The 18,311-nt window shown below is 57.4% G+C and carries 19 protein-coding genes and 2 tRNA genes; 14 read left to right on the forward strand and 7 right to left on the reverse strand.

Annotation, left to right across the window (positions count from 1 at the left end; translation table 11 throughout):
• From NSND_RS15065 to NSND_RS15090, 6 genes are all read left to right on the forward strand, one after another.
• Entirely contained in the window at positions 1-1,557 is a 1,557-nt protein-coding gene (locus NSND_RS15065) for an L-piperidine-6-carboxylate dehydrogenase (protein WP_143833574.1), read from the forward strand.
• Positions 1,538-2,140, forward strand: a complete 603-nt coding sequence (locus NSND_RS15070; RefSeq protein ID WP_235000270.1) for a VOC family protein — start codon at positions 1,538-1,540, stop codon at positions 2,138-2,140. Before NSND_RS15065 ends, NSND_RS15070 begins: the two co-directional genes overlap by 20 nt.
• 170 nt (positions 2,141-2,310) lie before the next feature.
• The gene (locus tag NSND_RS15075) at positions 2,311-3,381 is read left to right on the forward strand and encodes a cytochrome-c peroxidase (RefSeq protein ID WP_080879778.1); all 1,071 of its coding nucleotides are present in this window, start codon (positions 2,311-2,313) and stop codon (positions 3,379-3,381) included.
• Positions 3,382-3,494: 113 nt separating this feature from the next.
• Positions 3,495-4,001, forward strand: a complete 507-nt coding sequence (locus NSND_RS15080; RefSeq protein ID WP_013250548.1) for a DUF1264 domain-containing protein — start codon at positions 3,495-3,497, stop codon at positions 3,999-4,001.
• A gap of 52 nt (positions 4,002-4,053) precedes the next feature.
• Entirely contained in the window at positions 4,054-4,608 is a 555-nt protein-coding gene (locus tag NSND_RS15085; RefSeq protein ID WP_080879779.1) for a DUF1264 domain-containing protein, read from the forward strand.
• Positions 4,609-4,689: 81 nt separating this feature from the next.
• Complete coding sequence (locus tag NSND_RS15090; RefSeq protein ID WP_080879780.1) at positions 4,690-5,136, forward strand: c-type cytochrome; 447 nt, start codon at positions 4,690-4,692, stop codon at positions 5,134-5,136.
• 273 nt (positions 5,137-5,409) lie between these two features.
• Here the strand turns inward: NSND_RS15090 and NSND_RS15095 are convergent, their stop codons facing one another.
• The 6 genes from NSND_RS15095 to NSND_RS21050 form a co-directional block, all read right to left on the reverse strand.
• Positions 5,410-6,942, reverse strand: coding sequence for a DDE-type integrase/transposase/recombinase (locus NSND_RS15095; protein WP_080877520.1), 1,533 nt, complete (start codon positions 6,940-6,942; stop codon positions 5,410-5,412).
• 600 nt (positions 6,943-7,542) lie between these two features.
• Positions 7,543-8,061, reverse strand: a complete 519-nt coding sequence (locus NSND_RS22185) for a PilZ domain-containing protein (RefSeq protein ID WP_080879781.1) — start codon at positions 8,059-8,061, stop codon at positions 7,543-7,545.
• 2,546 nt (positions 8,062-10,607) lie between these two features.
• Positions 10,608-10,683: transfer RNA gene (locus NSND_RS15115), tRNA-Lys, on the reverse strand.
• Positions 10,684-10,730: 47 nt separating this feature from the next.
• A tRNA-Arg gene (locus tag NSND_RS15120) sits at positions 10,731-10,807 on the reverse strand.
• Positions 10,808-10,854: 47 nt separating this feature from the next.
• Complete coding sequence (locus NSND_RS15125) at positions 10,855-11,484, reverse strand: YkgJ family cysteine cluster protein (protein ID WP_159450810.1); 630 nt, start codon at positions 11,482-11,484, stop codon at positions 10,855-10,857.
• Between the two features lie 5 nt (positions 11,485-11,489).
• On the reverse strand, positions 11,490-12,047 hold the full coding sequence (locus NSND_RS21050) for a hypothetical protein (RefSeq protein WP_143833575.1): 558 nt from the start codon (positions 12,045-12,047) through the stop codon (positions 11,490-11,492).
• Positions 12,048-12,343: 296 nt separating this feature from the next.
• On the opposite strand from NSND_RS21050, the gene NSND_RS15130 reads away from it, so the two are divergent.
• The gene (locus NSND_RS15130) at positions 12,344-12,631 is read left to right on the forward strand and encodes an HU family DNA-binding protein (protein ID WP_013250536.1); all 288 of its coding nucleotides are present in this window, start codon (positions 12,344-12,346) and stop codon (positions 12,629-12,631) included.
• 115 nt (positions 12,632-12,746) lie between these two features.
• Here NSND_RS15130 and NSND_RS15135 read toward each other — a convergent pair whose 3' ends face one another.
• Positions 12,747-13,019 carry a MoaD/ThiS family protein gene (locus NSND_RS15135; RefSeq protein ID WP_013250534.1) on the reverse strand — a complete coding sequence of 91 codons (273 nt, stop codon included), beginning with the start codon at positions 13,017-13,019 and terminating at the stop codon, positions 12,747-12,749.
• A gap of 134 nt (positions 13,020-13,153) precedes the next feature.
• Between NSND_RS15135 and NSND_RS15140 the strand changes: the two genes are divergently transcribed.
• The 7 genes from NSND_RS15140 (at position 13,154) to NSND_RS15170 (ending at position 18,225) form a co-directional block, all read left to right on the forward strand.
• Positions 13,154-13,525: a hypothetical protein gene (locus NSND_RS15140; RefSeq protein WP_080879785.1), complete on the forward strand. Its 372-nt coding sequence runs from the start codon at positions 13,154-13,156 to the stop codon at positions 13,523-13,525.
• A 129-nt stretch (positions 13,526-13,654) separates the two neighbouring features.
• The gene (gene rfbC / locus NSND_RS15145) at positions 13,655-14,212 is read left to right on the forward strand and encodes a dTDP-4-dehydrorhamnose 3,5-epimerase (protein WP_080879786.1); all 558 of its coding nucleotides are present in this window, start codon (positions 13,655-13,657) and stop codon (positions 14,210-14,212) included.
• A gap of 230 nt (positions 14,213-14,442) precedes the next feature.
• Positions 14,443-14,895, forward strand: a complete 453-nt coding sequence (locus NSND_RS15150) for a Fur family transcriptional regulator (protein ID WP_159450812.1) — start codon at positions 14,443-14,445, stop codon at positions 14,893-14,895.
• 36 nt (positions 14,896-14,931) lie between these two features.
• A complete protein-coding gene (locus NSND_RS15155) occupies positions 14,932-15,360 on the forward strand; it encodes a rubrerythrin family protein (protein WP_013250530.1) in 429 nt (142 codons plus the stop codon).
• Between the two features lie 109 nt (positions 15,361-15,469).
• Entirely contained in the window at positions 15,470-16,756 is a 1,287-nt protein-coding gene (locus NSND_RS15160; protein ID WP_080879788.1) for a heterodisulfide reductase-related iron-sulfur binding cluster, read from the forward strand.
• 52 nt (positions 16,757-16,808) lie between these two features.
• On the forward strand, positions 16,809-17,399 hold the full coding sequence (locus NSND_RS15165) for a DUF3501 family protein (RefSeq protein WP_080879789.1): 591 nt from the start codon (positions 16,809-16,811) through the stop codon (positions 17,397-17,399).
• A gap of 73 nt (positions 17,400-17,472) precedes the next feature.
• Positions 17,473-18,225, forward strand: coding sequence for a 6-carboxytetrahydropterin synthase (locus NSND_RS15170; RefSeq protein WP_080879790.1), 753 nt, complete (start codon positions 17,473-17,475; stop codon positions 18,223-18,225).
• The last annotated feature ends 86 nt before the right edge of the window (positions 18,226-18,311 follow it).

Genomic DNA, 18,311 nt, shown 5'->3' on the forward strand with positions numbered 1-18,311 from the left:
ATGACGATACAGGAACTGTTCAAGACCTTGGGGTTGACGCAGGAACAGCCCGGGGGATGTCTCTCCTCTTCGACGTGGAGTCGCACCACCGACGCCGGTATCGTCGAGTCCCGCAATCCATCAACTGGAGAACCGCTGGCGCAAGTGTACGGGTGTTCCCTTGCCGATTACGATGTCCTCGTAGCCGGATCGCAGCAGGCCCAGGCCTCGTGGCGTATGGTGCCGGCGCCGAAGCGCGGCGAGGTGGTCCGTCTGATTGGTCAGGCGCTACGCGTGCACAAGGATGCCTTGGGTACGCTGGTGTCGTTGGAGGTGGGCAAGATCAAGGCCGAGGGCGATGGCGAAGTGCAGGAGATGATCGATATGGCGGACTTCGCCGTCGGGCTGTCACGCATGTTGTACGGGCAGACCATGCATTCGGAGCGTGCACAGCATCGGATGTATGAGCAATGGCATCCATTGGGTGTGGTGGGTGTCATTACGGCGTTTAACTTTCCTGTGGCGGTCTGGGCCTGGAATGCTTTTATTGCCGCGGTAACCGGCAGCACCGTGTTGTGGAAGCCGTCACCGAAAGCTCCACTTTGTGCATTGGCGGTTCAGCGGCTGTGCAATCGTGTGCTGGAAGAGGCCGGGTATCCCGGTGTTTTCGCGCTCTTTACGACGGATCGCGTCGAGCTGGCCGAGCGGATGGTGCGGGACGAGCGGCTTCCGTTGATCTCCTTCACCGGCTCGGTGCCCGTCGGGAGGCACGTTGCGGAGGTGGTCGGACATCGGCTGGGCCGGAGTCTTCTGGAATTGAGCGGGAACAACGCCGTCATCGTGGACGAAACAGCCGATCTGGATTTAGCGACGCGCGCCATCGTCTTCGGCGCGGTCGGTACGGCGGGACAGCGCTGCACCAGTACCAGGCGACTGATTGTGCATGAATCTCAGTACGAGCTGCTGGTCCCGCGACTGCTGTCGGCCTATGCGCAGGTGAAAATCGGTGATCCCCTCGAGCCGGATATGCTGATGGGGCCGCTTATCGACGGGGAGGCGGTGACGCGTTACCTGTCTGCGCTTGAGGAAGTGAAGAAGGCGGGCGGTGAGGTGCTATGCGGAGGATGTGTCTTGTCTCGCCCCGGATATTTTGTTGAGCCCACGATCGTGCGGGCGCAGAACCACTGGGATATCGTCCAGCGGGAAACCTTTGCGCCGATTCTCTATGTCATGACCTATCGAACGCTGGACGAGGCCATCCGGATGCACAATGCAGTTCCACAGGGACTGTCCTCCGCGCTGTTTACCACCCATCTTCGGAACAGTGAGACCTTCTTGTCCGCGATCGGCAGCGACTGTGGCATTGCCAATGTGAACATCGGGACGTCCGGTGCGGAAATCGGCGGGGCATTCGGTGGAGAAAAAACCACGGGTGGCGGACGGGAAGCCGGTTCCGATGCGTGGAAGGCCTACATGCGTCGACAAACCAACACGATTAATTGGGGAACTGAGTTGCCGTTGGCCCAGGGCGTGACGTTTGGACGGGCGGAAGGAGGGAATGATGGGGCAAGAAGCTGACCTCGATGCGGTGATGGCTCGTATGACGGCCGACTTTCTGGCGCAGAATAGCGCAGGACGGATGCTTCGCCGGGCGCTGGACGACGTCGGGGTTGGGTTTATCCCGGTGATCGACCATGTCACCATCCGGACGATGGATATTGATCGGCGCGCCGAGGAATTTCTCGCACTGGGTTATCGGTACGATGAAACGCTTCATTTTGACGATTGGTATGCCAAAGTATTCCGGTGGGCCGGGTATCCGGCGCTGTTTGTCGATCAGGCCTATCCGGACGACCGTGGCAAGACCAGCATCATCCCCCGCTGGGTCGAGAAATTCGGTGATCAGGTGTTTCACCATGTGGCGGTCCGTGTCGAAGACATCGAGCAGGCCATTCTCAAATTGAAGGCGAAGGGCGTGGTCTTTGCCGGCGAGATCGTCGGTGCCCGGGGAGGCACGTTGCGCCAAATTTTTACAGCCCCTGAGATGCTCGATGGGCAACCCTTTTCCGTCCTTGAATTGGCCGAGCGGCACCAGGGTTATCAGGGATTTCTTCCTCCACAAGCTGACAGTCTCATGCGCTCGACAATGCGAGGCCTGTAAGGCCGTAGGCTTCGGCCGACCGCTGCTCTGCTGTCGCGATGTGTTGGCAGCCTCTTCCCGCCGCCCAAAGAGTGCCTCGACCAGATGGGTTGAATTGCGTACAATGCGCCGTGTCGACCAACCAGGTCGAGAGTGTCTGGCATGCGCGATCTCAACAGGAGGTTCTCTTCATGGTGCAATCTAACGCGACGTTACGCTTGATCCTCGCACTGCTGGTGCTCTGTGCACTTGGAGCAGGAAGTGGTTCCGTGCAAGCATCGCCGTCCGGCCATGCCCCTCATGGCACCGTGACGATCGATGGTGTCACGGTCCCGGATGTCGGGCCCCTGCCGACGGTGGTCCCGATACCGTCCTCCAATCTCAACTACACCGCTAAGATCGAACTCGGCAAGCAACTCTATTTTGACGGACGACTCTCCAAAAATAACGCGATCTCCTGCGCCTTCTGCCACAACCCCGGGACCGGATTTGCGGATCCCCGCCAGACGTCCATCGGAGTCGGCGGAGGCGTCGGAGGACGACAGTCACCTACGGTCTACAATACGGGATTGAATCACGTTCAGTTTTGGGATGGTCGGGCACGTTCGCTTGAAGAGCAGGCCATCGGGCCGATTCATAACCCCGTGGAGATGGCCGAGACGCATGAACATGTGGTGGCCAAGCTGGGGAAGATCAAAGGGTATCAGCAACAATTCAGGGCTGTATTTGGAACAGATGTCAATCTTCAGGGCATTGCCGAGGCGATCGCCGCCTATGAGCGCACAGTGCTCTCCACCAATTCCGCTTTTGATAAATACGTGTTAGGCGCGCAGAAAGCCATGGATGAGGCGGCGGTTCGAGGACTGGCCCTTTTTAAGGGCAAGGCTCGTTGCATCCTCTGCCACAATGGGCCGAACTTCACCGATAATCAGTTTCACAACCTCGGCGTGCCTCAGGTCGGTCCGATGAAGGAAGACCTTGGGCGTTTTGCTGTCAGCAGGGCGGAGAAAGACCGGGGCGCATTTAAAACGCCGACGCTCCGTAGCATCACAGAAACCGCTCCGTATATGCACGATGGCGCGTTTAAAACGCTGGAAGAGGTCGTCGAATTTATGGATCAGGGCGGCGGGAGCAATCCCAATCTGAGCCCCCTCGTCAAGCCGTTGAATCTGACGGCGGAGGAGAAAAGCGATCTCGTTGCATTCTTGAAGGCGCTGGCAGGAGAGCCGATCCCGTTCAGTATGCCACAATTGCCGAAATAAAACACGAATCCTTTTGGGCCGCCTGTGACTCTCACGGGCAGATACGTGTGCCTTGGTCAGACTATTTTGTCCAAGCATCGGTACGTTCCAACCCCAACCATAGGAGGCCATCTATGTTTCGAAATCTTTGTGTGCTCGGTGCGAGCACCATTGCGCTCGCCCTCGGCGGGCCTGCACTTGCGGCGGATATGAAGCCGGGTCCGGCGGACGGATTCGACATTCACGTCATGGCGCCCCATAAAATGGAAGATGGGTCGGTGGCAGGCCCGTTCCATCACTATTGTAAGGCCGTCAAGCCGGAAGTCTTGCAATGTCTGCTGTTCGAATCCACGGATCCCAATGCCGTGCTCACCGACGTGGAGTATTTTGTGGCCAAGCCTGTGTCACGGTCGGCGGTGCCTCTCGATGTCTGGAACAAGTTCTATCACGACCATGAGGTCGAAATAGCGACCGGGCGTGTTCAGGTGCTGGATATGCCTGATGCCCAGGCCAAAGAAGTGGCGGCGGCTGCGGCCAAGACGGATGGCATTATTTTCCACTTGTGGCCGAAGGGTGCGAAGGCTCCGGATGGATCGGTGGAGCATCCGACGTCCGTGGGGCATAAACCGCGGACGGAGTAAGTCTGCGAATAGCGCGTGATCCATCCTGTGCCCTAATTGTAAGGAGGCCACTATGCGAAGTGCGATTTTGATGTTTGGATTGTGTGCGGCGGCGTTGACGGCAGCCGGTTGTGCGGAGACTGCCCGCGAAATGAAATCCTCCTCTGCGGCACCAGCTGCCGCCACGGCGGCGAAAGCTATGCCGACACCGGCACAGGGCTATACCATTCATGTCATGGCTCCCCACAAGTTTGAAGACGGATCGGTGCACGGTCCGTATCATCACTACTGCAAGCCGATCTCCCCGGAAGTGCTGCAGTGTTTGTTGTTCGAGTCGACAGATTCCAATGCTTTGTTGACGGATATTGAATATTTCGTCGCAAAGTCCGTCTCTCGCGCGCATGTTCCGTTGGAGACGTGGAATAAGTATTACCACGATCATGAGGTAGAGATTGCCACGGGGCGGGTGCAGATTCTGGACATGCCGGAGGCGCAGGCGAAGGAAGTCGCTGCCATTGCGGCCAAAACCGACGGGATCATTTTTCATCTTTGGCCGGACGGAGCCAAGGCGCCGAACGGTCAGGTGGGGCATCCCCAGTCTGTAGGCCACAAGCATCGCACTGAATAGCCGGAGCGACGCAGATCCATCGGGCGGAGGGGGCACAGCCCTCTCCGCCTGTGCTATTTCTGATGAAAGGGAGACGCTGTGATGGATGCTGGACGTCTATGCCTGATGGGATGGCTGCTGCTCGGCGGTGTATCTGTTGGTTGGGCGGCGAATTCCGAAGTGTTAAGGCCCCGTGTTCCGATCGATCAGATCGAGGCGGCCAGGACTGTAACCAATCCCTTTCCTGTTACACCGGAAATGCTCCAGCAGGGAAAGGCGCTCTTCGAAGGCAAAGCATTCTGTCGCGCCTGCCACGGGTCGGATGGGAAGGGACTAGGAATGGATTTGGACTATTCCACCTTCAAAGGACCACTCCCACGGAACTTTACTGATAGGCTATGGCAGCAGGCCAGGACGGACGGTGAGCTGTTCTGGATTCTGAAGAACGGGAGTCCCGGGACGGATATGGCCCCGTTTATTCCACTCGTCCTGACCGAGGAGGAGGCCTGGCAAGTTCTCATGTATGTCCGTTCTTTCGGTGGGCGATGACGCGTGGGCTCCGTGCCGCACTCACGGTTTCAATGTCGTCGGTAGGCTCGGTTCCTTGCGGGCGGCTTGGTTGTCGGGATGCCGCAAGCTCGCCGCGCTGAGACAGGTGAATGGTCGGCATTGACCGAAGCTGAGGCGCTGTATACCGACAATGTGTCTGACTGGTCCGTTACGCGGCGCCTGCACTATCAAAGGATCTCAGCCAGCCGACGATCACCCCCCCCTGTTCAGCGACAATTAGAATTGCAGGGCGTGTTGCCTCACAATAGAATGTTACCCGAGCGTGGGGGAGAAATCACGGGCCCATTCGTGCGCGCTGGGATTGGCAAGAATGAGCCGCCGAGCCTCCGCCGTCCGCCACGCCTGGACCCGCCGCTGGAGTGTTCGAAGCTGCCCGTCTGAGAATGTATCGGGTTGTGCGACCTGGAGACGGTGGAAGAGCTCCTTGGCTGTTCGATCGGGCTCAGCCTCCAGCCAGTGGCGAACTAGGGGCCAGGCCTGCTCGAAGGGATCGACGCGGGTCCGCCAGTCCCGCAATGACTTCGGCTGCACGGCGTGGGTTGGCCTCACTTCGCCCCTCTGCCAGGCCGTCCTCAGACTTTTGAGAAACGTCTCCAGCTCCGGATCTCGGCTCGCAGGCAGTGCCGGGACCTCGCCGGCGGCGATCTCTGCGAGGTGGCCCTGCATCGTCCGAATCTCATCGAGCAGCCGCAGCGGATCCAAGGAGGAGGCCACTGCGCGCAGTTTGTCTTTCACCTCTTCTGGAACGGCCTCCGATGCCAAGAGCCTGGCGCTCGGGGTAGCCGGCAGGTAATAGCGTTTCGTCACCCGGGCGCCGACCCGGGTCTTCGAAGCCAGTTTGAACGAGGGTTGGAAGAAGTTCACGAAGAGCCTGGCCGCCTCATAGAGCCGAGCCAGGATCCCAACCGCCGCGAGACCTTCAAGCCGTCGGTATCCGACCAACCGTCGGACGACCGAGCCGTTCTTTTGTTCGACCCATGCTTGATCGTTCTTGCGATAGGGCCGCGAACGCGTGAACTCGATCGCATGGTCGTGACAGTACGCGATGACGATGTCATTCAGAAATTCGCTGCCGTTGTCCGTATCAACGCCACGCAGCTGGAAGGGCATGATCCTGCGCAGCTTCGTGAGCGCTTCCGTGACAAGCGATCCATCTCGTACGATGAGCGCCACACATTCAGTCCAGCCACTCGCCACGTCCGTGAGTGTGAGTGTCTGCGCGAAGCTGCCACTGGCGCGTTCACCGGAGTGGGCGACCAGATCCGCTTCGACGAACCCGGGAATGGGATCGCCCCAATCGGCGAAGGTCCGCAGCGGGACACGCCGTCGAATGGCCGTCGTGGGCCCCGAGCGGTGGCGCCGACGGGGAGCACTCCCGCTTCTGGGCAGGACGAGGAGTCGGTCAATCGTCGCCGCACTTGCCGAGAGCACCTTCACCCGGACATCCCGGTCGAGCTGCAGATGTCCATGTCGTTCCAGCGCGCCAAGCAGGGTCGGGATAAGTGCCTTGAGCCGCTTGCCGCAGACCCGATCGGAGGCCTCCCACAGCACCACCAGTGCCTCGGCGACCGCGTTGCCGTAGCGACGTGGACGCGCCCGCGCCACCGCTGGTCGCGCCACCCTGCCCAGTGTCAGCAGACGGATCGAGTGTTTGCGGTGGTATCCCGTTACCGCCACGAATTCGTCCAAGATCCGACATTTTTCCACTCGTGACCCTGAACGGTAGCGCGCCCGCAGCGAATCCATCAATTCCTGACGACTCGTTACACTCAGTTGCCTCTTCATCGATGCTCCTTTCCGGTCGTCCTCGACGGCCGGTAGCATTGTAGATGAGGCAACGGTTCCTTCTCGGTAACATTTCAGCCGCGGCAATGCGACCCTCAAATCTAATTGACGTCGAACACCCCCCCACTTCACAAGATGTTGCCGAGAGTCTCTTGATGTCCGGCGTGTCTCGAGGACTGCTTTTGGCTAGACCGAATGCTCGATGAACGCAACCGGCGTCATCAAGACCGATCATAGTTTTCTTATTCACTGAAATTATCGATTGCAGGCAAGAAGGCGTTGGCCCCAGATTGGATCGCTTTTTGTGCCTGGTGCAGGGTTTCTCTTCGTATCTTGGGTAGGTCTATCGACGGAAGAGTTTTACGATTGAGCTGGTAGGAGATAGCAATCGGGTCCTAGTTGAGACGACCTCCGTCGGATCCGCGGAACTGCATTGTCGGATTGGCCCAGCCGCGTTGGGACCCAGGCATTGCAGGGGGATCGGCGAGCCTTCAATACGGCGGTCGTGATTTTATAGTACCAACACCTCCGTCGGGATACAGCATCGACTTTGGGTTGTGAGGACAGGCGTTTGTGAAGGGTTGTTGAGACGTTAGAAGATCAGCGCTGGTGGGCCAATAGGAAATGAGCTAAGCGGGCCTGATCAGAAGTAGGGAGCTTGAGGAATTCGATCCCGAAGTATTCCTCCCTGATCCATCGGACGGCGGCGAGTTCAATGATCAGTGCGTGGGTGGTATCGGGCAGGAGCAGGCGCACAGCCATATAGCTACCCTCCAACATTCTCCGGTGGCATTCCACTAAACATCCCGTTTGAGACAGGTTGTGTATAAGGCCCTCTCCGATAAAGAGGGCGCCGGAGAACATGACAGGACAGACGATTCCAAGGCGGTCTCGAGACCGCTGAAATATGAGAATTGCTTCGGATGAAGGTGGGCGGCCCAGAGGGCCAAGTGATGCTGGGGAGTAGTGGCTCATGGAAGGGAGTATAGTTCCGAGACGCAGTGTGGCAACATCCCGCCTTGGAGGGGCCAGAGACTCGTTGGATGAAGTCGATGCGGGAATTCGAATGACTTGTGAAGACAGGTAATTTAGGGACAGTTCATCGGCGGCTTGCGGCATAAAAGCGGTGGCTGCAGGCCCGACACCGCCAAGGGTAACGACCAAGCAGATACCGGACGAGGTCTCGCCACCCCCGACGTTCAGAGCGACGGATGATTCCGGTACAGGCGGGGCAGGAATAAGCTGTCTTGGGTAGGGATTTCCAGTGAGCGCCGATCGCCCAAGAAAGAGATCATTTAGTGAGCCCCCGACTTGAGAGCTTCGCACTGGTCGCGGGAGTAGTCGTGTAGCGGTTCACGGGCTGCAGGTTTCGGGCTTTCCCAGTTCGCCATGCAATAAAATCGCTCTCGATAGTTGATGGTGAGTAAGTCGAAGGGGCTAGGTCGAGGGTGTTCCGTCTGTTCACGTCGGCGGTCGGTCGCTGTCTCGTTGTGAGCAGCGCTCAGATGACTGGCGTGAGGACGCATTACTCCTGCCACCACACCAGGCGAATGAGATAGATTCCTGCCACATAAGTTCCCGCAATGATGATGGCCCAGAGCATGATCGTGCCTCCTCTTTTTATCTTTTCTGTTTTTGCCGGGGTGTCGCTGCCATAACGACTCTGAGCAGTAGCAACTCGCGTACCACTTTGGTAATGCGTCCCAATCTCGGTTAAACACATTGATTCGCTTGTGAGGAGTGCCTGTGAGATCAATCGCGTTAAGGCAGCAGGTCTAGACAAATGGGACCAAGGTGTATCCGATTCGATAATGACAGCATCAATTTGGATAACGTTGGGAAGTTCGACTTGAATGTGGCCGTGGGTTGGCTACTCGTGGCTGGGCGAATTTATGGTGTGGGCGGCCAGAATTGCCGTGAGGAACATGGCTCTGATGAGCCTTGGATGGCACATGATTACTTCGCCTGGGAGTGAAAGCGGTGACCAAACTGGTGCCTGCCTCGATCAAGGCGCGCCTGGATTTTGGTCGCCGGAGCTAGTTCGAGCCAAAAAGTGAACTCGTAATTGCGACCAGAATCATGAATAGCGATGCGATTAAGCTGAGTGCCGCCGGCAAGTCACTCTGTGCTCTGCGTAAGAGGTCTTTTCGGACGGGATTTTTCTCAGCCATTATGATCGTAGTTGAATTACGCAAGATTCTGAGCTGGCGAAGCGCCTTTTCGAGGTTGTTGTTCGACGGCCAAGGCATGGGCTGTGATAGCGTAGCCGCAGTGGCCGCAAGATAAAAATCCACCCGTGGGGGCGAGGCTGTGATGTTTACAGCGTGGACAATCATAGAGCTTCATGGCGGTTTCCTGGATTAGTGGCAGAAGTCATTGTGTAGTGTCGGGATTGTGCCGGATGGTTGTGGCTGCCGTAACTCCTTATACCGTGCGTGTAGGTGTGCCACGGCGTTGGCGAACGATGTGAACTCGTTGGACTCAAAATGTAGGGTGACTGAGCCATACCTGAAGTGAAGTTTTCCGCAGGTGCACATGTTGAGTGCCGTCTGGCCATTGCGCGGATTCAGCGAATGCATGGGTTGTGAGCTCCTTTGTTGTATGGGAGGGCGGTTTCGATGATCGGTCGTCAGACGGCCGATGATTCGCAATAAAGATTCATCCGGATTAGGACTAGGGATGTCGTGTGATTCGTAGATCGTCTACCGTTATGTTGGATATGGTGCGGCGTGATTTCGCCTGCCTCTCGCCTGAGGAGTATGAGCAAAGTGAGCTATGGGCCCCGCAATTGATACACCTCCATCGCTCCTCCGGATGATAGAAGTCATTGGATGGCTCGCTGGCAAGATATCCTCCGCAACGAGAACAACTCATACGTTGCCCCTCCAGAATAAAGTGTTCTCTGTGAAGCCGCTGGGTGGAGATGGTAAAGGGGTGCTCCCTTCACCGTCTCCACCCAGCGGGTCCATTCACACTACTCCGTCGACCTGATGGGCTTGATCAGTGCCGCCTTGTCTTCAGGCGAGGGACATAAACGGGCAGTTCCTGGTCGCGCTGAAGATTGGAGCAGGGCGAATGAATATTATGATTTCAATTCTCAATATCAGTATAGTGAGTTAGTGAGATCTCGGGAATGCTTATTTTCCTGATCTTCAGATAATTTCTTGGTGCTGAGGATGGCGCGGGCCTGCTATTCGAACTGCGAAGGCGAGGCCTTTCTAGCAGGGAACGAAAAAGAGGGAGCTAAAACGCGGTTTGGGAGGAGTGCGGTGGTCGCTGCCGGCTCAGTCAGTGAAACTTCTTCATCTCCTAGCCGGGAGAGTTGAATCTACGCCACGCTCAGCATGAGAAGGAGGAACGAGTCTGGTCATCTGTGGCGCTCGTTGCGTCTTGCGCTCTGCAGGCGAAAATCGAGGGTTTCCATTTTCGCGACCTGCGACATACGTTTTCGACGATCCTGGTACAGAGCGGAATCGATCTCTACAAGGTGCAACTAGTTGCTGGGGCACAAATCGTCCGTCATGACGCAACGGTATTCGCATCATTATCTGGAGAGTTTACGAAATGAGGTAGAAGTTTTAGATCGTATGCGAGGAGCTAGGACAAATTTAGCACAGCTGGCGGGTCTTGAAGAGGGGTTGAACTGCGTAAGTGATTGGAAATAATGGTGGGCCGTGTAGGGGTCGAACCTACGGCCCGCTGATTAAGAGTCAGCTGCTCTACCAACTGAGCTAACGGCCCCACCTGTGTGCACTATGTTTCGATCATAACGTACCTGACAGAGCGAATGGTGCGCCTGACAGGATTTGAACCTGTGGCCCTCAGCTCCGGAGGCTGATGCTCTATCCAGCTGAGCTACAGGCGCTCCCGTCGATCAGATCCGACACATTAGCATAGCGTTTCTGTTGCTGTCTAGGGAGTTGGATCACCATTTGGCACGAATCCATAGGGCAGGAGGATTTCATCGTCGCCCGGAGGTTGAGCTCGGCGCAGGATGGACAAAGAGAGTGCCTCGTGTTCGGCCAGGCGGTCGGCATCGCGTCGAAGGGTGGCTGAGAGGCGGACAATGGGCACGGCGGTTTGGACGGCACAAGCACCATGGACTATCCCGTCCGATTCGCCGGGAATGCCCATCGTGCGGCATGTGATGGGTCTGTGGGAGTAGATACTGCAGGTTCCGTCGGCCTCCAGGGCGGGGCAGGGAAGGTGGGCGAATCGTTCGGCTATCTCATCGATGGTGTCATCTGCCCACTCGTCAAGGCCCGGTGTCGATTTCAACCTTGGGTAGGCCGTTTCCACAGCGGTGATCTGGGTTCTGGCCCGCGTGACGATGGCGTGCGTGAGGGCGGAAGGCAATTCATCAAGGCCACGTTGTATTTCGAGGGCGTCGAGGCGAGTGATGGGAAAGATGCCGGTACAGCAGTCGCAGCAGCCGCGCCCGCAGGGGATCTGCCCCAGCAGTGAGGCTCGTGCACGTCTGAACCAGTCCTCGGCTTGCTGGAAGAGGGGCAAGGTGTGAGGGGAGGACGCCGTGGCCTCCATGGTGCCTATTCCTCGGGGAGAGAGAGATCGACGATGAGTTCTCCTTTGGGGGAGAAGAATCCTTGCTGATCGATCTGCACGATGCCGTTGCAGTGTTCCTGGAAAAATTCCAAAATCCATCCGTTGAAATCATAACCCTCGTCGGTGACGTCGGCTTCGACCATGCGCGTTGTGAGGATGAACCGCGCGCGGGTGACGTGTTCTTGGGCCAGACTGGCCTCGAGGCTGTCGTGTGAGGACAGATGCTCCAGGAATTGTTTCTGCTCCTGCTCGAACAAATCTTGATAGCTGCCCCGGTCGCGCACGCAAAACACGTGAATCGGCTTACGCTCGCGCGCATAACCCAAAATGACCTGCACCCATGCCCACTCGTCCAGCATGGCATCGCTCATGTCGGGGGGGAGAATGGGAAGTTGTCCCCGCGACTTGAGGAATTCCATCAACAGGCGAAGCGGTGGAGCATTGTCATTTTTGCAGAAGACTCGTGAGTAAATGACCGCTTCGGGTGCGGCGCCCTCGGCTGGTTGGGCGGTAGAGGGAAGAATAGGAAGTTCTTTAGCCATGGCGACGCCTCGTGATCCTGAGTGATGCATTGAACAGCAGCATGCCTTTCTACTCTACTCTGTGGCTCACACGGCGCGCAAGAGCATCGAGCGTGCTGGTCGCCTCTCTGGATGCGCGTGCTCCGCTTTGCGGCTCTTGACAGCCCCCAGGGCTTTGGATACACTCTCGCCCTGTTTTCGGACTGATTCTGCAGGACACTCGCAGATTTCCGGCTCTACCTCTGTACGTACGAGTTTATAGATCGCAGACCGCACAAGTCAGTTCACTTTCATTCGTTGTTCAAAGGGAGGAACGCATGGCCAAGTCGATGACGAAATCGCAGATTGCTGACCATCTTGCTGGAAAGGCGGGGATTACCAAAAAGACGGCTGTCCAGTTCCTGGACGATTTTGCCGCTCTCGCCTATCGTGAAGCGAAGAATGCCTTCGTAGTACCGGGAATCGGAAAGTTGGTGCTGGCCAATCGGAAGGCCCGCATGGGTCGGAACCCGCAAACGGGTGAGCCGATCAAGATTCCGGCCAAGCGGGTGGTGAAGTTCCGAGTCGCGAAGATGGCCAAAGATTCGATCCTCGGAAAGAAGTAGTCAGCCTCGTTCCTCTATTAGACTGAAGGGCCGGTGCTCCGTCATTGAGAGCACCGGCCTTTGTGTTTTTGCAGCGGCCATAGGTAGCGGCGTGCCAATGAGTACGTGGCGGATACTAAAAAGACGGGGCGAGTCCGCTTCCACCTGCGCCGTCATGTCCCACGAAGCGCACCGCATCGCCGTCTTGCACCAGAGAATCTTCGCTGGCGATGCGTTTGTTGATGGTGACCAGGACTTTTTTCTCCCGCAACAGTTGGAGCATGTGACGAAGCCCGCGTCCTTGCCGCTGAATAACCTGCCGAACTGTCACAGGGGTGGGGAGTTCACATGCGAGGTCCCGCTCTCCATCCGTGGTTTGAAGTTGTCCCATCAGCGTAATCGTAATCATGCGACCTGTGTCCTCCCAGTCGATCTGCCGTAGTGTTTCGTTGTGCCGTGCAGCCGAGCGGCCCAAATTGACTCCCCCAGCCGGCTGCGACTAATATTATCACCATGCAATCCCTGAATATCCAGCGACCAGGAATGCCGGACCTCCAGTTTGCCTTGGTGGTATCGGCCTTGTGCACGTCCGGCCTGGAAACCCTGAACGTCCCGGAGGAACTTCGGCGGAGAGTGTTCGACGCTTGTTGGGCGCTCGTCAGCACCGATCCCCCACCGACCAACCCTCGGGAGCGTGTGCTGGACTTGCGATTCGGCACGGAGCTCACGCTGGACGCCATCGTGGCCACCATTCGCCAGCTCTTCGCAGCAGCGGGGATTTCCATGCTGACCTGGGATCATGCTCCCAGCGATCCAACCCGACCGAGTAGTCCTGCTGCAGAGCCGTTGATTGATCGATTGCAGAAGCTCTACCCTGATCCGCCTCCGACTGCTGATCCCTCAGACCGAAACTAGCTGCCATTCTTGGTTCTCTATTGGCTTCGTTCATTCAACATCAGGTTGGGGAAGTGGAGGGTCGCTTTCCGCCTGAGATCGAACGAGGTATGATGCCATCCGTTCTCCCCCTGCGATTCAGGAGGTGTCATGCAGATTACGCCCACGCCGCTTAAGGGCCTGTTTCAGATCGAGCCTGATGTGTTCGGCGATGCCCGGGGAAAATTCGTCGAGATCTTTCGCGAATCACGCTACGACGCGGCCGGAATCGACAAACCTTTTCTCCAGGACAACTTTTCCTGGTCCGTACGTGGCACGTTGCGCGGACTCCACTATCAGCTATCTCGGCCGCAAGGGAAATTGGTCACGGTCGTCAAGGGAACGGTTTACGATGTGGCGGTCGATATTCGGCACGGGTCGCCGACGTTCGGGCAGTGGTATGGAGTCGAGCTATCCGATAGCAACATGCGGCAGTTGTATATTCCTCCCGGTTTTGCCCATGGCTTTTGCGTCCTCAGCGAGGACGCAGGGTTTCTGTATAAGTGTACGGATGTCTATTCCCCGCCGGATGAGCGGGGAATCCTATGGAATGATCCGGCTCTCGCCATTGCCTGGCCTGTAAAGACCCCGCTGCTGTCGGCGAAGGATCAAGCGTATAAGTGCCTGGCCGACATGATGACGGAATTGCCTCGTTATGAAAGCCGCTAGTCCTCGGCCGTTTGGTCGGCCGATTCCATGGCCACACAACTCTTTTTCTTAGGCGGGTCTCCGGCAACGTGTTGCCCGTGTCTTCTCTTCCCCTTCCTTTCGCTCGTCGTCCGGAATCATGGACTCAGGTACTTTGTGGCCTTCCTTCCGATGCCTGAGACCGAGCCAGTCTTGCCGCGCGATGGGCCTGCATGCTATGTAGGAATCATTCCTGTTTAGTGAGCGAGATCATGAAGTTGAATTCGCAGGAGATTGAGGCCCGGTTTCGACGGCACGCGGTGCGTGTGACTCGCCAGCGGGCGGCCATCTATGCGGCGTTGGCGGAGACTACCAGCCATCCCACTGCCGAGGACCTCTATCGCACGGTCAAGCGCGAGCATCCGATGATGTCACGCAATACGGTGTATTACACGCTGGGGGTCTTGCGGCAAGCCGGTTTGGTTCAGGAAGTAAACGTCGGTCATGAGGTGGCGCGGTTCGACGGGAATGTCACGGTGCACCATCATCTGATTTGTCTGGGCTGTGGTCAGATTGTGGATGTGATGGACGACGGGTTGAATCATCTGGCCATCCCGAGTCGGCAGGCCGGGGGATTTCATGTACTCGGGCATCGAGTGGAGTTTCACGGATATTGTGCAGACTGTCAGCAGGCAGGTCTTGGCGCGATGGAGCGTCGTGGGTAGGAGTATCGATTCGTCACTTAACTGAAGGAGGAGAGTATGGGAAACAGTTTGAAGGGCACGAAGAGTCACGAGAATCTTAAGCACGCGTTTGCCGGGGAATCACAAGCCAACAGGCGCTATCTCTATTTTGCGCGCCGTGCAGACATCGAAGGGTATCCCGATGTGGGCGGGCTGTTCCGTGATACGTCTGAAGCGGAAACCGGTCATGCATTCGGCCATCTGGATTTTCTGAAAGAAGTGGGTGATCCCGCCACCGGTGTGCCGATCGGAAACACCGAAGCCAACTTGAAGTCCGCGATCGAAGGGGAAACCTACGAATACACGCAGATGTATCCGGGTATGGCAAAGACCGCACGCGATGAAGGCTTCTCTGAATTGGCGGAGTGGTTTGAGACCCTGGCCAAGGCGGAACGGTCCCATGCCAATCGGTTTACCAAAGGCCTGGATAGCTTGAAGCAAGGCTAAGACCTGTTCGACGTCAGTCTTTGGATATCGGCGATCAGCGAGGGATCGATGTGATCTCCTCCGCTGATTGCTGGTTGCCGATGGCTGCCTGCATGATGGCAACGCGCCTATGAACCAATTCAACCTCATCAATCCGATCGATCCCAAGGACCTGGAAAAGGAAACCCTGCGGATCTACGATGTGTGCGACGGCTGCCGCCGGTGTTTCAATCTCTGCCCCTCATTCAATACGTTGCTGGATCGAATCGATGAGTACGAGAGCGATGTGGCGAAATTTACCGCGGCGGACCATCATCGCGTCGTCGACGAATGCTACTATTGCAAACTCTGTTTCAACCATTGCCCGTATACGCCGCCCCATCAATATGGCATCGACTTTCCGCTCTTGATGGCGGTCTGGAAGAAGCGGCTGGCAACGGAACGGGGCACCCGCTGGCGGGACTGGCTGTTGACGCGGACCGATCTGCTGGGGAGAGTGAACAGCGCCTTCGCACCGTTGGTCAACTGGGGGTTGGGTCAGGGGTGGCTACGGGGTCTTCTGCAGACGGTGCTGGGTGTCCACCGTGACAGGCAGGTGTTGCACTATCAGCGTGAAACATTTGTGCGCTGGTGGGCTCGTCGATCTGCAGGCCGCAAGGTAGGCACTGGAAAGAAAGCGGCATTGTTTGCCGGCTGCTTGGTTAATTACCAGGCTACCGATGTGGGCAAAGCGACCGTGCAGGTGCTCGAAAAGAACGGGGTTGAAGTGGCACTGCCGGACCAGTCCTGTTGCGGAATGCCGTCATTCGATATCGGCGATACAGCGGCGATGGTGGCGGCGGCAGAGCGTACGATCGCCTCACTGAAATCATGGGTGGATCAGGGCTATGATGTGGTCATTCCTACTCCCAGTTGCAGTCTCATGGTGAAGCGGGAGTATGTCAGTTTGGTGGCCGGAGACGAGGCGAAACGGGTGGCCGAGCATACGTACGACATCAGCGAGTACCTGATGAAGATGAAGCGTGAGGGGGGCTTGGCCATGGATTTCACGCAGAAGCCGGGTCGTGTGGCCTATCAGGTGCCCTGTCATCTGCGGGATCAAAATATCGGTTTCAAATCGAAGGAACTCATGGAATGCGCCGGGGCCAAGGTCGAGGTCATAGAGAAATGTTCCGGGCATGACGGTTCCTGGTCGGCCAAGGTCGAATTTTTCCCCCTCTCCATGAAGATCGCGCAAAAAGCCGTGCGCATGGTCGAGCAGGCGCCGGCTGATTTGGTGGCATCCGACTGTCCGCTGGCGGGGCTTCAGCTTGATCAAGCCGGGGCCGTGGCCCACGCGGGAGGGAGATCCTCGCAGCATCCCATCCAGATTGTGCGAGACGCGTATGGATTACCCAGGGACCCGCGTGCCTCCTGAGGGTTGGCCTCCTGCTCGCGGCAGGAGATGTCTTCTCACCCCGGACTAGATCATGAAAGCACTCACACAGCAGGACCTGATTCCTCACGATGAGTATGAGAGGCGGCGCGAAACGTATCGTCAGGCCATCATCGAGCTCAAACGGCGTAGGCGGATCGGTCTTGGCGAGAAGATCACGTTGGTGTTCGAGAATCGGGAAACTCTGCGTTTCCAGATCCAGGAAATGATTCGCGTCGAGCGGATCTTCGACCCGCAAAAGGTCCAGGAGGAGCTGGATGTGTACAATGCCCTTCTCCCGGCCTCGGGTGAATTGAGTGCGACTCTCCTGATCGAACTCACGGATCCTGACACAATGAAGCAGTGGCTCGATTTGTTTATGGGCCTGGATCACGGCCAGAAGGTCGGCCTCCGGGCAGGGGGGGACGTGGTCTATGGCGAATTCGAGGGCGGCCATAGTCATGACACGAAGATCAGCGCGGTTCATTTCGTCCGCTTTCGTCCGACCCCTGCGATGGTAACGGCCATCGGTGATCAGGCTGCGCGGGTGGCGCTGACAGTTCGTCATGCCGGGTATGAGGCCGAAGCCGAGGTGCCGTGGGTGATGCGACAGGAATGGCTTGAGGATTTGAGCACGGTCGGGTAATGTTCATGGATGTGTGCGCGATGCGCACCCACAATAATCGTGCCTGAACGCTGTCAAACGAGAATCGGTTCCTATGGCCTCAGTTCTCCTCAACAAACGCATTGAGTTCTGCGCGTCCCACCGGTACCACAAGCCGGAGTGGGATGCTGCGAAGAACCGCGCCACGTTCGGCCCCTGTAATAACGATCCTGGGCATGGCCATAACTACATGCTGGAAGTGACGGTGGCGGGAGAGGTCGATCAGCGGACCGGAATGGTCGTGAACCTCTTTGATTTGAAACGCGTGTTGTTGCAGGTGTTGGAGGAGTTCGATCACAAGCACCTCAATCTCGACCTGCCCTATTTTGAGCGCCAAATTCCAACCTCCGAAAACGTCGCGCGTGTCCTGTGGGACAAGCTTCAAGCGCAGCCGGATATCGGTACCCTCCAACGGCTGTCGTTGTACGAGGATGAAGATCTCTGTGCCAACCTCACGGCAGAGGCCGGGCCGGAGGTGGCCTCGGTGACGAGGAGGTATTCGTTTACCGCCGTGCATGACGGCCATCGTGGACATACCTGGGATCTGTTCGTGTCGGTGCATGGACCGATCGATCGTGAGACCGGCATGGTTACGGATATTGTTGCGTTGGATCACTTGCTGAAAGAACGCGTACTGGTCCCGTTCGACGGGCGGGATCTGCGCATGGTGTTGGCGACGCCCTCAGTCACTGGCGAATATCTGGCCAAGGCGGTGTGGGATCGTATCGTTTCGGCCATTCCAGCCGGAACGCTTCAACTCGTCAAGCTCGTCCAAACTCGCGATCTCTTCTACGAATACGCCGGCTGATTCCGGTCCGTCTCCTCTCGTCTCCCTGCAACGTGGCTGAGCGTTGTGCCTGCGAGGGCCAGCCAGCCGACGCACGACAGAAGCTG

It is taken from the genome of Nitrospira sp. ND1, from assembly GCF_900170025.1.
Taxonomy (GTDB): Bacteria; Nitrospirota; Nitrospiria; order Nitrospirales; family Nitrospiraceae; genus Nitrospira_A.

Excerpts from the sequence above, each read along its gene's own strand:
- NSND_RS15065 (WP_143833574.1), top strand. The coding sequence starts at position 1 with ATGACGATACAGGAACTGTTCAAGACCTTGGGGTTGACGCAGGAACAG.
- NSND_RS15070 (WP_235000270.1), top strand. The coding sequence starts at position 1,538 with ATGATGGGGCAAGAAGCTGACCTCGATGCGGTGATGGCTCGTATGACG.
- NSND_RS15075 (WP_080879778.1), top strand. The coding sequence starts at position 2,311 with ATGGTGCAATCTAACGCGACGTTACGCTTGATCCTCGCACTGCTGGTG.
- NSND_RS15080 (WP_013250548.1), top strand. The coding sequence starts at position 3,495 with ATGTTTCGAAATCTTTGTGTGCTCGGTGCGAGCACCATTGCGCTCGCC.
- NSND_RS15085 (WP_080879779.1), top strand. The coding sequence starts at position 4,054 with ATGCGAAGTGCGATTTTGATGTTTGGATTGTGTGCGGCGGCGTTGACG.
- NSND_RS15090 (WP_080879780.1), top strand. The coding sequence starts at position 4,690 with ATGGATGCTGGACGTCTATGCCTGATGGGATGGCTGCTGCTCGGCGGT.
- NSND_RS15095 (WP_080877520.1), bottom strand. The coding sequence starts at position 6,942 with ATGAAGAGGCAACTGAGTGTAACGAGTCGTCAGGAATTGATGGATTCG.
- NSND_RS22185 (WP_080879781.1), bottom strand. The coding sequence starts at position 8,061 with ATGCCGCAAGCCGCCGATGAACTGTCCCTAAATTACCTGTCTTCACAA.
- NSND_RS15125 (WP_159450810.1), bottom strand. The coding sequence starts at position 11,484 with ATGGAGGCCACGGCGTCCTCCCCTCACACCTTGCCCCTCTTCCAGCAA.
- NSND_RS21050 (WP_143833575.1), bottom strand. The coding sequence starts at position 12,047 with ATGGCTAAAGAACTTCCTATTCTTCCCTCTACCGCCCAACCAGCCGAG.
- NSND_RS15130 (WP_013250536.1), top strand. The coding sequence starts at position 12,344 with ATGGCCAAGTCGATGACGAAATCGCAGATTGCTGACCATCTTGCTGGA.
- NSND_RS15135 (WP_013250534.1), bottom strand. The coding sequence starts at position 13,019 with ATGATTACGATTACGCTGATGGGACAACTTCAAACCACGGATGGAGAG.
- NSND_RS15140 (WP_080879785.1), top strand. The coding sequence starts at position 13,154 with ATGCCGGACCTCCAGTTTGCCTTGGTGGTATCGGCCTTGTGCACGTCC.
- rfbC (WP_080879786.1), top strand. The coding sequence starts at position 13,655 with ATGCAGATTACGCCCACGCCGCTTAAGGGCCTGTTTCAGATCGAGCCT.
- NSND_RS15150 (WP_159450812.1), top strand. The coding sequence starts at position 14,443 with ATGAAGTTGAATTCGCAGGAGATTGAGGCCCGGTTTCGACGGCACGCG.
- NSND_RS15155 (WP_013250530.1), top strand. The coding sequence starts at position 14,932 with ATGGGAAACAGTTTGAAGGGCACGAAGAGTCACGAGAATCTTAAGCAC.
- NSND_RS15160 (WP_080879788.1), top strand. The coding sequence starts at position 15,470 with ATGAACCAATTCAACCTCATCAATCCGATCGATCCCAAGGACCTGGAA.
- NSND_RS15165 (WP_080879789.1), top strand. The coding sequence starts at position 16,809 with ATGAAAGCACTCACACAGCAGGACCTGATTCCTCACGATGAGTATGAG.
- NSND_RS15170 (WP_080879790.1), top strand. The coding sequence starts at position 17,473 with ATGGCCTCAGTTCTCCTCAACAAACGCATTGAGTTCTGCGCGTCCCAC.